This is a genomic window from Acinetobacter legionensis, from assembly GCF_048552295.1.
In the GTDB taxonomy this organism is placed as follows: domain Bacteria; phylum Pseudomonadota; class Gammaproteobacteria; order Pseudomonadales; family Moraxellaceae; genus Acinetobacter.
The window spans coordinates 108,732-124,664 of record NZ_JBIMCW010000009.1; the positions used below are offsets into that span (position 1 = coordinate 108,732).

Annotated in this window: 14 protein-coding genes; 12 read left to right on the forward strand and 2 right to left on the reverse strand. The window is 37.4% G+C overall.

Annotation, left to right across the window (positions count from 1 at the left end; all coding sequences use genetic code 11):
• Nucleotides 1–35 precede the first annotated feature (35 nt).
• From yiaA to ACG916_RS09315, 3 genes are all read left to right on the forward strand, one after another.
• Nucleotides 36–518 (forward strand): inner membrane protein YiaA, encoded by a 483-nt coding sequence (gene yiaA / locus ACG916_RS09305; RefSeq protein WP_336954477.1) that lies wholly within the window; start codon nucleotides 36–38, stop codon nucleotides 516–518.
• Between the two features lie 213 nt (nucleotides 519–731).
• A complete protein-coding gene (locus tag ACG916_RS09310) occupies nucleotides 732–1,661 on the forward strand; it encodes a ferritin-like domain-containing protein (RefSeq protein WP_336954475.1) in 930 nt (309 codons plus the stop codon).
• 17 nt (nucleotides 1,662–1,678) lie between these two features.
• Nucleotides 1,679–2,236, forward strand: a complete 558-nt coding sequence (locus ACG916_RS09315) for an NAD(P)/FAD-dependent oxidoreductase (protein ID WP_336954474.1) — start codon at nucleotides 1,679–1,681, stop codon at nucleotides 2,234–2,236.
• Between the two features lie 61 nt (nucleotides 2,237–2,297).
• Here the strand turns inward: ACG916_RS09315 and ACG916_RS09320 are convergent, their stop codons facing one another.
• Nucleotides 2,298–3,017 (reverse strand): hypothetical protein, encoded by a 720-nt coding sequence (locus ACG916_RS09320; RefSeq protein WP_419327770.1) that lies wholly within the window; start codon nucleotides 3,015–3,017, stop codon nucleotides 2,298–2,300.
• Between the two features lie 144 nt (nucleotides 3,018–3,161).
• Nucleotides 3,162–3,998 carry a posphoenolpyruvate synthetase regulatory kinase/phosphorylase PpsR gene (gene ppsR, locus ACG916_RS09325; protein WP_004719361.1) on the reverse strand — a complete coding sequence of 279 codons (837 nt, stop codon included), beginning with the start codon at nucleotides 3,996–3,998 and terminating at the stop codon, nucleotides 3,162–3,164.
• Nucleotides 3,999–4,152: 154 nt separating this feature from the next.
• On the opposite strand from ppsR, the gene ppsA reads away from it, so the two are divergent.
• The 9 genes from ppsA (at nucleotide 4,153) to ACG916_RS09370 (ending at nucleotide 15,861) form a co-directional block, all read left to right on the forward strand.
• Nucleotides 4,153–6,531, forward strand: a complete 2,379-nt coding sequence (ppsA, locus tag ACG916_RS09330) for a phosphoenolpyruvate synthase (RefSeq protein WP_056512635.1) — start codon at nucleotides 4,153–4,155, stop codon at nucleotides 6,529–6,531.
• A 374-nt stretch (nucleotides 6,532–6,905) separates the two neighbouring features.
• A complete protein-coding gene (locus ACG916_RS09335; protein WP_336954470.1) occupies nucleotides 6,906–7,685 on the forward strand; it encodes an RDD family protein in 780 nt (259 codons plus the stop codon).
• Nucleotides 7,686–7,980: 295 nt separating this feature from the next.
• Entirely contained in the window at nucleotides 7,981–9,045 is a 1,065-nt protein-coding gene (gene cyoA / locus ACG916_RS09340) for a ubiquinol oxidase subunit II (protein WP_336954469.1), read from the forward strand.
• A gap of 3 nt (nucleotides 9,046–9,048) precedes the next feature.
• On the forward strand, nucleotides 9,049–11,040 hold the full coding sequence (gene cyoB / locus ACG916_RS09345; protein WP_004719352.1) for a cytochrome o ubiquinol oxidase subunit I: 1,992 nt from the start codon (nucleotides 9,049–9,051) through the stop codon (nucleotides 11,038–11,040).
• Nucleotides 11,041–11,044: 4 nt separating this feature from the next.
• Complete coding sequence (cyoC, locus tag ACG916_RS09350) at nucleotides 11,045–11,665, forward strand: cytochrome o ubiquinol oxidase subunit III (protein WP_056512630.1); 621 nt, start codon at nucleotides 11,045–11,047, stop codon at nucleotides 11,663–11,665.
• Nucleotides 11,662–11,988 (forward strand): cytochrome o ubiquinol oxidase subunit IV, encoded by a 327-nt coding sequence (cyoD, locus tag ACG916_RS09355; RefSeq protein WP_171066910.1) that lies wholly within the window; start codon nucleotides 11,662–11,664, stop codon nucleotides 11,986–11,988. Before cyoC ends, cyoD begins: the two co-directional genes overlap by 4 nt.
• Nucleotides 11,989–11,994: 6 nt before the next feature.
• Nucleotides 11,995–12,873, forward strand: coding sequence for a heme o synthase (gene cyoE / locus ACG916_RS09360; RefSeq protein WP_004719345.1), 879 nt, complete (start codon nucleotides 11,995–11,997; stop codon nucleotides 12,871–12,873).
• Between the two features lie 86 nt (nucleotides 12,874–12,959).
• On the forward strand, nucleotides 12,960–15,092 hold the full coding sequence (locus ACG916_RS09365) for a PA5441 family protein (RefSeq protein WP_419327769.1): 2,133 nt from the start codon (nucleotides 12,960–12,962) through the stop codon (nucleotides 15,090–15,092).
• Between the two features lie 7 nt (nucleotides 15,093–15,099).
• Nucleotides 15,100–15,861 (forward strand): DUF3142 domain-containing protein, encoded by a 762-nt coding sequence (locus ACG916_RS09370; RefSeq protein WP_419327768.1) that lies wholly within the window; start codon nucleotides 15,100–15,102, stop codon nucleotides 15,859–15,861.
• Nucleotides 15,862–15,933 lie beyond the last annotated feature (72 nt).

Here is a 15,933-nt window from a genome sequence, read left to right on the forward strand (position 1 = left end):
TATAAAAATCAGTAAAATAGTAATAAGGAACAACAATGAACCAATATATCAATAAACCCACCCCTGCTTTTATTGCAGTCAGTTGGGTGGCTTTGCTTGCTGGTGCGGCGGCCTACTGTGTCGGTTTATTCAATGCACAAATTCTATTAAATGAAAAAGGCTATTATTTAATCCTGATCCTTTATGGTCTATTTTCTGCTGTTTCACTGCAAAAAGTTGTTCGGGATAAACTTGAAGGTCAGCAAGTGACAGCAATTTATTATGGACTGTGCTGGGCTTCCGTGGTGATCTGTATTGTTCTGCTCGCATTGGGTTTATGGAATGCGACGATGACACTCAGTGAGAAAGGCTTTTATATCATGGCTTTTTTACTTAGCCTCTTCGGTGCTGTTGCTGTACAAAAGAATATTCGAGACTTGGAATATCTCAGAACTCATTCACAGCCTGAACTGCCTCAGCCCCACCCTGTTCAGCAAGTTGAGGTTAAAGAACTAGAAACACCTGAAGATAAATTTTAATTGTTAAACAATCTATTGCTCCAAATGATAAGGCTTGTCCTTTTATGACAAGTCTTTCTTTTTATCTCAATCACTTAGCTAAATTTTCACTTTCAAAATCAAATCATTACTGCGTTGATATTTTTCATCATTCCACAATGAATATCTTTGCCAATTGATTCACAGAGATATTAAATAAAATGCAATGAAATCCTTATTTTTGATAGATTTGCTATGGCTTCAATTGACTTAGAAAAAATGTTAGATAAAGTCAAAAATACACAATGGACTTTATCCGATATTGATTGGGATGCACCAGGTCGAGAGCTGGTTACAGTCGAACAATGGCCAAAACTTAAAGACTTTATGGCAGATCTGATGTGGATTGAACATGTCGGTGCTCGTGCATTTTCAGCAATGTCAAAAAAAGCTCCAACGGCAACTTTACGTGAAATGTACGCCATCTTCCATGCTGAAGAACAACGCCATGCCAATGCAGAAATGGCGCTTATGAAACGCTGGGGAATGTTAGATGGTGATATCCCTAAACCAAATAAAAATTTACGTTTAATTATTGAATGGCTGGATACCTATGCCGATGAAATGCCTTTTTATATTTTAGGCGCAGTAATTCCCATGCTTGAAGTTGCTTTGGATGGCGCTTTATGCACCTTTTTATTGGATACTGTAGATGATCCAGTTTGCCACCAAGCCTTTGAACTGATTAATGGTGATGAAGCACGGCATTTAGGGGTAGGTTTCAGTGTGATGGAAGCACAAGGGATCAATAAAAGCGTTATTGAGCTTGCCCAAATGGCTGTAAGGGTAATCGACCCACGTTTGATGCTCGGTATTTTGGCTTACTTACCACTGATCAATAAAATGCGTGACAATGTTATTAAGCTCGGGCTTCCCGAAGAAAAATTATATGCAGCAATGAATAAATTTTCGAAAATTGGCGGAAGAACAGTAGAGGGACGCCGTAACCCGTGGTTTCAAATCATTCAATTTCATGGCAAAAATGTAGTAGATCGCAATAAGAAATGGTTCCATATTCCGATTGATGCCATGGTTAGCGTGACTGACAAGATTCCTGAAAAGTCTTTACCTAAAGTTCCAAGTTGGATATATCAATTAACATCTGAACCCACTGCGACCAATTAATATAAAAAGGAAATAATATGCTCGACAGGAAAAAGAGTCAAAATGAAGGTTTTTTTCAAAATCAGCCGGAATTTTTTAAGCATTATAAAGGTAAAATTATTGCATCTACCGAGATTAAACTCATCGATTTTACAGGTTTAAACGTGGCAATTATCGGTGCAAACCAACTTACAGTCACACATCTTAGCCATGTTTTAAACAGTGCTGAATTTGTAAAAGTTTTTCAAATCATACCCTCTTTTATCTTACCGCAAACTGAAAAAGGTGTCCAAAAGCTAATCTCACACCCTTTGATCATCAAAAACCGTCGATTATTTAATCATCGTGTTAAATCAATGTTGGCGATTCGTTATCTAGAATCGCAAGTTCAGGAACAATGGTTAAAACGTCAATTGATGCCGAACTCTGCGCTAAAGAATAAAGTATTTTTAAAATCAGATAGCTACTATACAGCGGTGCAACGTAAAAACTGTAAATTAATCACTTGGCCAGTCGTTAAAATTACTGAGCATGCCGTACAAAGTATGGAAGGAATTGAACATTTAGTGGATGTGATTATTACTACTTACGAATAATAGGTTTAGAAGATTCGAGTTTAAGAGGCTTTTTAGCCTCTTTTATTTTTTAGATTAACTATTATTTGACAACACCACTATAACGATAACCCTGTGGAGTCTTTTGGTAACGTAAATAGTTATTGGTCAATTTTCCTGAAGCATTCACCACTAATATATCTATATTTTTTAAATCTTTTGAGATACGGATAAAATCATCAGCAGAATGTTCCCATCCCTGACAATCATTTTCAATACCAATTGAATCAAGTTTTTGAGTTTTGGTTTCAAAAATGGGTTGCGCGACAAATTTGCCGTTATTCAACACAAAGGAGTGAATCCGATAGCCCCTTGAACAGGTACTATTAATAAATAGACTGGTGACCAAATAAACATCTTGATTTTTAATTTTGACTTGCACAATTTTATCGATAAATCCAACTTGAGATAACTCTTGGGAAGCAAAAGCATTGCTTTGTTTCACTTGAATTAAACTATATGGTTCTCTCATCGTTCCCCCAGCAGAAACGTCCATCGTATAAAATTTGATTTTTCGATCAGGACTGTAATGGATATCCAGCATATTTTTCTCAGTGAGTTTTGCAAACGAATATGCAAAACTAGATGAATCATTTTTTATTTTATTTTCAATTTCACTAGAAATTTTTTCATTGTACTGATCACATTCACCACGCCCTGAACAGGTTTTTTGATAGTATTTTTCAACCAAACCAATTTCAAAGTTGCTCAATGATTCAACATTAGTTTGTTGTGCAAATATACTTTGTACACTTACAAGCATGAAAAATGAACTTATTTTTAATATCTTATTCATATAACAAATCACACTATAAAAAATAATAAACATAAAAGAAAAAGAGCCAAATTTGATTCAGCTCACTACTGTCCTTACATTACAATACACATCAAAAAACATAATAATGGATTATCCAATACGACGTTTAAGCCCAGTCATCTGTAAAACACGTGTTGAAATCTCTTCAATCGACATCTCTGAAACATTTAAATATTTAATCCCTTCAGAAATATAGATTCCCTCGACTGCGCGTAGCTCCATCTGACACTGTGAAAAGCTCGCATAGCGACTATTAGCTTTACGTTCAGAACGAATTGCGACTAAACGTTCAGCATCAATCATCAGGCCAAATAGTTTATTTTTATGCTCTTTCAATACTGCAGGTAAGCGGTTATCGTCCAAATCTTCTTCGGTCAATGGGTAGTTTGCAACCCGAATACCAAACTGTAAAGATAAATAAATTGAAGTGGGTGTTTTACCAGAACGCGATACACCGATCAAAATTAAATCAGCTTTATCATAATGGCGTGTACGTGCGCCATCATCATTATCTAAAGCAAAATGAACAGCATCAATACGTGCTTTATACGACTCAGAATCAGTCACTGCATGTGTTTGTCCGACTAAAGTTGTAGGCGGAGTACCTAAAACGTCGGACAACTTACTGATAAGCCCTTCAAAAACATCAAGATTCACAGCATTTGCAGTATTAATAATATCTCGAACATAAGGATCAACCAAAGTATCGAATACCAAGGGTTGTTGACCATCTTTATCCGCCCTTTTATTGATTTCTTCGACCACATTCATTGCAGCTTCTTCAGAGGTAATATAGGGAATAATATGGATATCAAACTTTACATGAGGAAATTGCGCTAATAATGAATGCCCAAGGGTTTCAGCCGTAATCGCTGTACCATCAGAAATAAAAAATACGCTCCGCTTTATTTGGTTACTTTCTGACATTAAAAATCTCCTCAAACATTTGTCTTAGCGATGTATAATCTTTATAGTAAGCCCATCTTACATGACTATCACTTAGTTGAATCAAAATGCTAAGTTTTTTGTTATAATTTCATGCCAAGATAGTGATTAATACTGCATAAGTGGAGTAACAACTTTGGAAGCACGCGTAATCGGTCTGGAAAAACTAGGTAAACACGACGTTGAGATCGTGGGTGGTAAAAACTCTTCACTTGGGGAAATGATCAGTCATTTAGCAAATGCTGGCGTATCTGTTCCAGGTGGATTTGCAACGACTGCTGATGCATATCGCGAATTCCTAGAGCAAAGTGGCCTAAATGCTAAAATCAATGCAGAACTTGCAGCATTAAATGTAGATGATGTAATCGCACTTGCAGAAACTGGTGCAAAAATCCGTCAATGGATTGTAGAAACTCCACTTACTACAGGTCTAGAGACTGAAGTTCGCGAAGCATTTGCTGCCCTTTCTAATGGTAATCCTGACATTGCTGTTGCGGTACGTTCTTCTGCAACTGCTGAAGACTTACCAGATGCTTCATTTGCGGGTCAACAAGAAACGTTCTTAAACATTCGTGGAATCGACAACGTTCTCATCGCAATTAAAGAAGTTTTTGCTTCACTTTATAATGACCGTGCCATTGCTTACCGTGTACACCAAAATTTTGCACATGATATTGTTGCGCTTTCTGCTGGTATTCAGCGTATGGTTCGCTCTGAAACAGGCGCTGCAGGTGTAATGTTTACACTTGATACAGAATCTGGTTTCCGTGAAGCAGTATTTATTACTGCTTCTTACGGTTTAGGAGAAATGGTTGTACAAGGTGCAGTAAACCCTGACGAATTCTATGTTTCTAAGCCACTTCTAAGAAATGGCAAACATGCCGTCATTCGCCGTAATCTTGGTTCAAAACACCAAAAAATGATTTATGGTGAAGAAGGTGCTGCAGGTAAATCTGTTGTCGTTGTAGATGTTGAAAAAGCAGATCGTCAACAATTTGCTTTAAATGATTTAGAGCTTCAAGAACTTGCTAAACAAGCATTGATCATTGAAGAACATTATCAAGCACCTATGGATATCGAATGGGCAAAAGACGGTGATGATGATCAAATCTATATCGTTCAAGCACGCCCTGAAACGGTAAAAAGCCGTGAGAATGTCGGCACAATGGAACGTTACCTCCTTAAACAGAAAGGTACGGTTCTTTGTGAGGGTCGTTCAATTGGTCAACGTATTGGTTCTGGTAAAGTTCGTATCGTTACTTCGATTAAAGAAATGGATAAAGTACAAGAAGGTGATGTTCTTGTATCAGACATGACTGACCCAGATTGGGAACCAGTGATGAAACGTGCTGCTGCAATTGTAACTAACCGTGGTGGTCGTACTTGTCATGCTGCAATTATTGCACGTGAACTTGGTGTTCCTGCTATCGTAGGTTGTGGTAATGCAACAGAAGTGCTTGTAGATGGTCAGGAAGTCACTGTTTCTTGTGCCGAAGGTGACACAGGGTTTATTTATGAAGGTGCATTGGATTTCGAAATTCAACGTAATTCTATCGAATCTATGCCTAAACTACCGTTCAAAATTATGATGAACGTCGGTAACCCTGACCGTGCATTTGACTTTGCTCAAATTCCAAACGAAGGGATTGGTCTTGCACGTTTAGAATTCATCATCAACCGTATGATTGGTGTACATCCAAAAGCTTTGTTAAACATTGACAGCCTACCACGCGAAACACGTGCAGCAGTTCTAGCACGTACAGCAGGTTATGCATCACCGATTGAATTCTACGTTGAAAAATTGGTTGAAGGTATTTCTACACTTGCAGCCGCATTTGCTGACAAACCTGTAATTGTTCGTATGTCTGACTTTAAGTCAAATGAATACGCAAACTTGATTGGCGGTAAGCTTTACGAGCCTGAAGAAGAAAACCCAATGCTTGGTTTCCGTGGTGCAAGTCGTTATGTATCTGATAACTTCCGTGACTGCTTCGAACTCGAATGTCGTGCATTGAAAAAAGCACGTGATGAAATGGGTTTAACCAACATTCAAATCATGATTCCTTTTGTACGTACAGTATCTGAAGCGAAACGTGTTATTGAATTATTGGCTCAGAATGGTCTTAGACGTGGTGAGAATGGTCTTAAAGTAATCATGATGTGTGAATTACCAACAAACGCATTACTTGCTGAACAGTTCCTTGAACACTTCGATGGATTCTCTATTGGTTCAAATGACTTAACCCAGTTAACACTTGGTTTAGACCGTGACTCTGGTATTGTTTCTCACTTATTTGATGAACGTGATCCAGCAGTTAAAGCATTACTTTCTATGGCAATTCATGCTTGCCGTAAAGCCGGTAAATATGTAGGTATCTGTGGTCAAGGTCCTTCTGATCACCCTGATCTTGCAAAATGGTTAATGGAACAAGGAATTGAATCTGTTTCATTAAACCCAGACTCAGTTTTAGATACTTGGTTCTTCCTTGCTGAAGAAAAGATTAAACAGTCTTAATCTAATCAGTTAAAAAAGACCCTCAAGCAGGGTCTTTTTTATGTACATTTTTTAAAATTTTGAATTAAGCTATATCAAAGATCTAGTTCAAATTTTCTTACTTTCAGCACAGATATCAATCACTCGATACATGATCGTAAGTTAAAGTTTTCTTCACTTAGGTTAAATGTTAGACCCAGTTTTACAATCAACCCTCTTCTACTAGATAAGTTAAATTTTCTTGATATTTTAAGATTTCGTGTAAATTTAATGTTAATACATTCAAAAATCTAGTATACATAGTGGTTTAAAAAAGTAGGTGAACAAAGTTGCGATTGTGTTCATTTTCATCTACCAATTATGTACTTTTAGATTTATTTTGAGAATTGAGTTTTATGCAAATTTACTTGGCGAGAAATAACCAACAAGCAGGTCCGTATTCAATTGAACAACTGAATCAAATGCTTGCAAGCCAGCAAGTGCTTCTAACGGATTTAGCTTGGCATCAAGGATTAACAGAATGGAAAGCGCTTGGTGAACTTACACAAGGTAAACTCGTTTATGAACCTATTGGTTATGTCTCTCCGACATTATCTACTAGTGAACAAATTGATCCTCAACAAAACCCTGCAATCAAAAATATTAAAATTGAAAAAAGTACAAAAAGAATCACTAAAGCAGCCCCAGTAGGCAAACGAATTTCAGCTAAACTTGTAGATTTTGCCCTATTATTTTTACCGCAAATTATGGCTATCGCTTACTTCATGCCAGAAGATGCGGTCAAAGTTGCTTCAGACGGTTTCTCAGTAGAAAACCAAGTTAAAATTGCAGAAATGATTAGCCAAAGTATGCCAGCTTATCTCAATATTGGTTTGATGGTATTTGTACTCATTCTCTTGATCACTCAATGTTTTATGATTACTAAATTTGGGCAATCTATTGGCAAAAAAATATTCAAACTACAGATTGTTGATGTAAATACCAATCAATTACCAGGTTCTTTAAGAGGCTTTTTTGTTCGTTCATTCTTATTTCTCATTCTGTCACAAATTATGAGTATATTGCCGCTTATCGCCATCATTTTCATTGTTGATTTGTTTATGTTTTTCTCTAAAGAGAATTATGCATTGCATGATCGTATTTCTAAAACCAAAGTTATTGATCTTTCAGAATAATTCAAATGGCGGTTATACCGCCATTTTTAATAGCTAAACATTCAGAAATTAATAATTTATGTTTTTGTTTTCTTTATAATTCCGACTAAAAGTCTCAGGTATTTTTACATCAATATATTCATTCTCTATGTATAGCTAAGTTTGCCGATATGAGGCATAATGCCCTACAACGTAGCGGTGTCAGATCATTGAGAATGTTTTCTATTTAGAAATAATAGTCATTTTCAATCATGCGGCACTTTAATCGCTATCCCATATTTATATAGGGAATGGGACTCTTCACCGAGGTTGTAAAATGAGACAAACGACTTTAGCTGTATTGTCTTTATCTGCGATCACCGCACTCTTAACTGGGTGTGGTGGTGATATAGTACTTCTAAACTCTAAAGGTCCAGTCGCTGAAGGTCAAAGTAGCCTGATGATGACTGCGATTTACTTAATGTTATTGGTCGTAATTCCTTCGATCTTAATGGCATTGTGGTTTGGTTGGAAATATCGCGCGTCAAATAAAGATGCAGACTATAAACCTACATGGGCACACTCTACTGCGATTGAAATTGTAGTATGGGGTATCCCATGTATTATTATTGCTATTCTTGCGTATTTAACATGGTGGGGTTCACACAAATATGACCCTTATAGACCGTTAACAAATACTCAAGGTCAGATGGAAGAACATTTAAAAATTCAAGCAGTCGCTGAACAGTTTAAATGGGTGTTTATCTATCCTGAACAACAAATAGCTACAATTAACGAAGTTCGTTTCCCAGTCAATAAACCAATTGAATTTCAAATCACTTCTAACTTTACAATGAACTCTTTCTTCATTCCTAAGTTAGCAGGTCAGGTTTATGCTATGGCGGGTATGCAAACTAAGTTACATATGCTTGCAGAACACCCAAGTCCAGCAGACGGCTACCGTGGATTCTCAGCGAACTATAGCGGTTACGGCTTTACGCAAATGCGTTTTAGAGCTCATGCTGTTTCAGATGCTGACTTCAACACTTGGGTAGACGCTATTAAAGCAGGTAAAGGTACTTCAATTAATCCTGAAGCGATCCAAAAAACCACGCTTGATGCGACAGAATTTGCTACGCTCAAAGATGGTGATCGTTCTAAACACCAAATTGAAGCAATGCTGAACAATGCGCATACTCCTGAAGAAATTAAAGCTGCACACGAAGCTGAACGTAAAGGTCCATTCCCTACTAAGCCTCATCCTGTGACTTATTATTCTTCAGTTACGCCTGACTTGTTCAAAAGCATCATCAACACTTACATGAGCAACTACCATGGTGCAGACCATGCAGGCGCTGAACATGCAGGTGCTGAACATGCAACTGCTTCTGTAGGGGAATAAGACATGTCTTTGTTATTAGGTAAACTCAATTGGGATGCAATCCCTAAAGAGCCGATTGTACTTGTAACAATGGTCATTATGGCTCTTGGTGCAATTGCAGTTTTCGGTGGTATCACCTATTTCAAAAAATGGGGTTACCTCTGGAATGTATGGTTTAAATCTGTAGACCATAAAAAAATTGGTATTATGTATATTCTTGTGTCTGTTGTGATGCTACTTCGTGGCTTCGCTGATGCAATCATGATGCGTCTTCAACTGTTCCTTGCAAAAGGTGGTGGTGAAGGTTACTTACATCCCGACCATTACGATCAGATCTTCACCGCACATGGTGTAATCATGATCTTCTTCGTAGCAATGGGTCTTGTTGTTGGTATGATGAACATTACTGTACCACTTCAAATTGGTGCACGTGACGTTGCATTCCCATTATTAAACTCTGTGAGCTTCTGGTTATTTGCTGGTGCTGCTGGTTTGATGATGGTTTCTCTAGTATTAGGTGAGTTTGCTGCAACAGGTTGGATGGCATATCCACCTCTTTCTGGCATTCAATATTCTCCTGGTGTTGGTGTTGACTACTATATCTGGGCACTCCAGGTTTCTGGTCTAGGTACGCTTTTAACCGGTGTTAACTTCTTTGTTACCATCATCAAAATGCGTGCACCTGGTATGAAACTTATGGACATGCCGATCTTTACTTGGACTGCACTTTGTACAGCAGTATTGATCATTGCATCGTTCCCAGTATTGACTGCAACAATTGCAATGTTAACACTTGACCGTTACTTCGGTTTCCACTTCTTCACCAATGAGCTTGGCGGTAGCCCAATGCTCTATGTGAACTTGATTTGGACATGGGGTCACCCAGAAGTATATATCTTAGTATTACCTGCTTTTGGTCTTTACTCTGAAATCGTTTCAACGTTCTCTCGTAAAACGTTGTTCGGTTATAAATCTATGGTGTATGCAACGATTGCGATTACAGTACTTGCTTTCGTGGTATGGTTACACCACTTCTTTACCATGGGTGCTGGTGCCAACGTCAACGCGTTCTTCGGTATCATGACCATGATTATTGCGATTCCTACTGGTGTGAAAATCTTCTCATGGTTATTCACTATGTATAAGGGTCGCATTACCTTTACATCACCAATGTACTGGACACTTGGCTTCCTTGTGACTTTCGGTATCGGTGGTTTAACGGGTGTATTGATGGCTGTTCCACCAGCTGACTTCTTAGTACACAATTCTTTATTCTTGATCGCTCACTTCCATAACGTAATTATTGGTGGTGTTGTATTTGGTATGTTCGCGGGTATCACTTTCTACTGGCCAAAAATGTTTGGTTGGAAGTTAAATGAAACTTGGGGTAAAGCATCGTTTTGGTTCTGGTTCTTTGGTTTCTATTTTGCATTCATGCCACTTTATATCCTTGGTTTCATGGGTATGACACGTCGTTTGAATACATATGACAACCCTGAATGGGATCCATACTTAGCAATTGCTTTGTTTGGTGCTGTGCTTGTAGCAATCGGTATTGCTTGTTTCTTAATGCAAGTTATTGTTGGTTTCTTACAACGTCACGACAACATGGACAACACTGGCGATCCATGGGATGGCCGTGTACTTGAATGGTCTACTTCATCCCCTGCTCCGTTCTATAACTTTGCTGAAATTCCAAAAATCAATGGTATTGATACTTTCTGGAATGATAAAGAGAATGGTGTAGCATATGCACGTCCTGAGAAATATGAAGATATTCATATGCCAACTGATCGTGCTGCTGGTTTTGTTATTGCCTTGTTCATTACAGCAATGGGCTTCGCTTTAATCTGGCATATCTGGTGGTTAGTCGTTGCAACTTTCCTTGGTGCTGTTATCAGCTTCATCGTAAGTTCATTCACTAAAAAAGTGGACTACTACGTACCTGCTGCTGAAGTAGAACGTATCGAAAACGAGCGTTATGCTTTACTTGAAAAACACTTGAAGAAGGACTAAGGATATGGCTGAAGTACTTCATCACGACAACCACGGACACGATGAACATCATCATCACGATGATACAGACATCACCGTCTTTGGTTTCTGGACATACTTGATGAGTGACTTGATTTTATTCGGTACACTCTTCATCGCGTTCGCTGTATTAAGCAGTCATATTCCGCCTGGTACTCCAAGTCCAAAAGAGTTATTTGGCGAGTCTTTAGGTTTCGTACTTGTTGAAACCTTTGCTCTCTTAATTTCTTCTGTGACTTTCGGTTTTGCGGTACTTGCTTCTTACAAGAAAAATGTAAACCAAGTGCTTATGTGGTTAATTATCACTTGGCTCTTTGGTGCAACATTCATCGGTATGGAACTTTATGAATTTAATCATTTAGTTCACGCTGGTCATGGTCCTAGCCACAGTGCGTTTTTGTCTGCGTTCTTTACCCTTGTAGGTACGCACGGTATCCACGTAACATCTGGTTTGGTATGGATGATTGTGTTAATGGTTCAAATCAAGAAAAATGGTTTGACTGTACCAAATACACGTCGTCTTGCTTGCCTAAGTTTGTTCTGGCACTTCCTTGACATCGTTTGGATCTGTGTATTCAGCGTAGTTTATTTACTGGGAGCTTTATAATGAGTCATGATCATAATGCTGCTGGTGCTTCGCACGGAAACATCAAACAATACTCTATCGGCTTCATCCTTTCTGTCGTTTTGACCATCATCCCATTCGGGATGGTGATGAAAGGAATGACTGGTGGTGCAGTTGTTGCAACGATTGCGATCACTGCGATTGCTCAGGTTCTTGTACAATTAGTTTTCTTCTTGCACATGAATTCATCTTCTGAACAACGCTGGAATGTGATTGCATTCATCTATACGATTCTGACGATTGCAGTTCTATTAATTGGTTCTGTATGGATCATGAACTACTTACATTCAAACATGATGCTCTAGGGTGTCATGTTGAAAAAATATCTATTCCTGACTAAGCCAGGAATTCTCTTTGGTAACTTCGTTACCACTTTGGGCGGCTTTTTCTTAGCCGCTCAAGGTTCTGTAGATTTCCTTTTACTTCTCATCACATTACTAGGCACTACGCTTGTCGTTGCCTCTGGCTGTGTGGTGAATAATGTCATTGACCAAGACATTGACCAAAAAATGCAACGTACAATGAATCGTGCGCTTGTCAAAAAAACCATCAGTCCAACAGTTGCTTTAATTTTTTCAGCTGTGCTCGGTTTAATTGGCTTTGCCTTGTTGTGGTTTTTTGTCAACGCCTACGCATTTGGCTTTGCTGTACTCGGCTTTGTTGTGTATGTGATTTTTTATAGTCTTTGGAGTAAACGTACCACCATTCACCAAACTGTGATTGGAAGTATTTCAGGCGCAAGCCCTCCTGTAATTGGATATACTGCTGTTTCCAACGGATTTGATGTTGCTGCTTTGCTGATTTTTTTAGCTTACGCACTTTGGCAAATGCCACATTCTTGGGGAATTGCAATCTACCGATTTGATGATTATAAAAATGCAAATATTCCAATTTTACCTGTAGCTCGTTCAATTTTTCGCACAAAAGTTGAAAGTTTAATATACGTTATTCTGTTTGCTGCAGTTTTAAATGGATTGTATTGTTTTGGCTATACCAACATCTTTTTCCTTATTACCTTTAATGCTTTATGTGCCTATTGGGTATATTTATCGATTATTGGATTTAAAGCTGAAAATGATCAGGTCTGGGCAAAAAAATATTTTTTGTATTCCGTCATTCTAATTACAGCACTCAGTGTGAGCTTTAGTTTTAGTTATGTCTCCCCTGCACCACATTTGCCACTGTTTTAAAAAAAGATAGAGTTCTCTCTATCTTTTTTTTATCTGCATAAATAAAATTAAAATATTAAAATTTTTATTATAACGATAGGCACTTTATGCTTTTTAAAAATAAAACACTGCAATATGCCTTTCTTGTTGGTTTACCTTTGGTTGTTTATCCAACTTCTAGTTTTGCGGGCGCTGCAGAAGAAGTCGCATCACCAACTTTTGACCTAAACAACAATCAATATCGTATATTAAACCTCCCCATACTCTATCCAGCCAATGACAATAGAACCAACATGATGCTACTGCTAAGTGACAAAGGTTTAGCAAGTATCAAAGCATTTGAAGTTGATAAAATGAGTTTATGGGATACTTCTAGTGGCATAGTTCCTTTTTACCCTACTGACTTAACTCAAGCATCTGAAAATAAGATTCCAAATAAACGTGCTTTTTACGATGCAAATGATCACGTCTATGATGAACGCTGTATAACACTAAAATCTGGTGCTGAAGTTTTTCTTCAACAGGTTTCAAATCACAAGAAAATATCTCAAGACGAAAAAAGCAGCTTGTTAGAACAACGAAATCAGATCAAAAATTGTCAACAAAGTATTCCACTGATTCAAGTCAATTCACAATGGACACAGCCCGCTCAACAGTATGCTTCTTATTTAAATGGGATTATTTTATTTTACAAAGCTAACTATTCCTCAGCAACTAAAATATTTACAGCCTTAAGCCAAGTTGATGACCCTTGGTTAAAAGAAACAGCTCAATACATGCTCATCCGCACATCATTAAATGAGCTGTATAGCCAGTCATTAGGAAGTTACGGTGATTTAGATACTCTGAAAGTTGATCAAGCACTTCTTAAAACTTTTTTCAATCGCATTACTGATTATTTTAAACTTTACCCTAAAGGCCAATACGTAGCCAGTGCCAGAGGATTTTTACGCCGAGGCTACTGGATTGCTAATCAACAAGATGCTCTAGTCAAAGAGATGATTTGGCAGATGGATCACCCAAAATCAGATTATTACAATCTCGATATGTCCACATTGGCAGCCGAAATAGATCGCAAGGTATTTGGTTTAGAAAACTTCAACGCAAAAACACTCAACGATCCTTTCTTTTTAGCTATCTATGATCTGATGCATATGCGTCAGAGTGATTCTAAGCAGTACCAGCCAATTAGTTGGTCCGAGTTAAATGCACAAAAAACTGTATTTAAGGAACAACCTGAGCTGTTCCGTTATTTACAAGCTGTTCATTTATATTTTATTCAGAAAAAACCACAAGATGCGTTAAATTATTTACCGAAACAAAAAACCAATTCTATTCAAAATTATTTAGAACTCAGCCAATATACGCTTAAAGGGGTCATTCTTGAAAAAATTAGTGATAAAAATCTGGTTGAACAATATTGGAACCATTTACTCGCAATTTCTGCTAATCCTTATCAAAAAACTTTGGCAGAAGTCGCCCTAGCGATTCACTATAAAAACACCAATAACCAAAATGCCTTTTTAGGAAATCATTCAAAAATCAAACAAGCAACCTTACAGAAAGCATTCATTACTCAAATTGCCGATGTCAAAGCTTTGCAAAGTATCATTATTGCCAAAGACAGTTCAGTTGATAAAAAGAATCTGGCTTTATATACATTACTAGATAAAAGCTTAATGACTCAAAACTATGCGGTATTCAATAAAGCCTTTACCACATGGTTACCTCAAGATGCCTCAGAATACAAAGCATATAACAGCAAAATTAACGCTTATAAGTCAGAACCCCACTTCGAAGTTTTTGTTTGGAATGGTCATGAAATTACACCAACGCTCAAATGCCCTAAATTAAGCACCTTAACAGCTGGTTTAGAAAAAAATCCAAAAAATTTAACTTATCGTTTATGCCTAGGCGAATATATGCGTAATCAAGGCACTGCTTTAGAAATTTTTTATGGTGACTATTACTATGGTCCAAGTTTTAACCAGCCGAAAAATGCCTTTACAGGTGAAACTTTTAGTCGTGGTGAAGTCTATAAAGAAATTATTAAATCAAATTCTAAAAGTGAATTACAAGCTTATGCACTTTATCGCGCTGTTATGTGTTATTCGCCGAGTAGTATAAATGTCTGTGGTGGAAAAGACGCCACAAAATCCACACGTAAACAATGGTACACACAAATTAAACGTGACTATCCAAATACCACATGGGCAAAATCTTTAAAATATTATTGGTAGCTTATTCATGCTTAAACAGTTTTTCTCGGGTCTACTGACAATCCAATGTTGTTTAGGATTAATGGCATGTCAACCGAGTCAATCAGCGGTAACCTCCGATCAGGTCAATGCAAATGACTATGATGCCTTTTGGATTTGGGGAAATATCAAGTCTACGCCTTATTTAAGTAATGCAAAGGAAATCTATATTTTACAAGGTGAAGTTAGGCTAGAGAAAGGTTCCAACCATTCTATCTTGATCCAACAAGGCATTTCTGTGGTTAAAATTCCACATCAGAAAGTATGGTTGGTTTTTCGAAATCATCATTTAAATTGGCAAAGCACTGAAATAGAAAATATTTTACAACGCGTCCTACAATGGGAAAGCGCAGGCAATCACATTCAAGGTATTCAAATTGACTTTGATGTACCAACTAAAAATTTAAAAGCGTATGGCTTATTTCTACAACAGCTTAGAAAGCAGTTACCACAACATTATCAACTTAGCATCACCAGTTTGATGGATTGGGGCAATCTTCGCGATCCAGATACACTTAGGCTATTTAGAGAAAATATTGATGAAATGGTGATTCAAACCTATCAAGGCTCTATCACTATTCCAAATTATCAGGCTTATTTGACTAACGCTTCAACATTGAAACTGCCTTATAAAATTGGTTTGGTACAACATGGTAAATGGGATCACCAACTTAGATTTGATACTGACCCAAATTTTAAGGGCTTTGTGGTATTTTTATTACGACAAAATAATCGTGAATTAATCCAATAAATATGTGATGGCATCTACATCAATCAAAATCGAATATTTGCACAATAAATAAATTCATGCTTTTATTTTAGT

Excerpts from the sequence above, each read along its gene's own strand:
- ACG916_RS09310 (WP_336954475.1), top strand. The coding sequence starts at position 732 with ATGGCTTCAATTGACTTAGAAAAAATGTTAGATAAAGTCAAAAATACA.
- ppsR (WP_004719361.1), bottom strand. The coding sequence starts at position 3,998 with ATGTCAGAAAGTAACCAAATAAAGCGGAGCGTATTTTTTATTTCTGAT.
- ACG916_RS09365 (WP_419327769.1), top strand. The coding sequence starts at position 12,960 with ATGCTTTTTAAAAATAAAACACTGCAATATGCCTTTCTTGTTGGTTTA.
- ACG916_RS09370 (WP_419327768.1), top strand. The coding sequence starts at position 15,100 with ATGCTTAAACAGTTTTTCTCGGGTCTACTGACAATCCAATGTTGTTTA.
- cyoE (WP_004719345.1), top strand. The coding sequence starts at position 11,995 with ATGTTGAAAAAATATCTATTCCTGACTAAGCCAGGAATTCTCTTTGGT.
- cyoC (WP_056512630.1), top strand. The coding sequence starts at position 11,045 with ATGGCTGAAGTACTTCATCACGACAACCACGGACACGATGAACATCAT.
- cyoA (WP_336954469.1), top strand. The coding sequence starts at position 7,981 with ATGAGACAAACGACTTTAGCTGTATTGTCTTTATCTGCGATCACCGCA.
- ACG916_RS09335 (WP_336954470.1), top strand. The coding sequence starts at position 6,906 with ATGCAAATTTACTTGGCGAGAAATAACCAACAAGCAGGTCCGTATTCA.
- ACG916_RS09320 (WP_419327770.1), bottom strand. The coding sequence starts at position 3,017 with ATGCTTGTAAGTGTACAAAGTATATTTGCACAACAAACTAATGTTGAA.
- yiaA (WP_336954477.1), top strand. The coding sequence starts at position 36 with ATGAACCAATATATCAATAAACCCACCCCTGCTTTTATTGCAGTCAGT.
- cyoB (WP_004719352.1), top strand. The coding sequence starts at position 9,049 with ATGTCTTTGTTATTAGGTAAACTCAATTGGGATGCAATCCCTAAAGAG.
- ACG916_RS09315 (WP_336954474.1), top strand. The coding sequence starts at position 1,679 with ATGCTCGACAGGAAAAAGAGTCAAAATGAAGGTTTTTTTCAAAATCAG.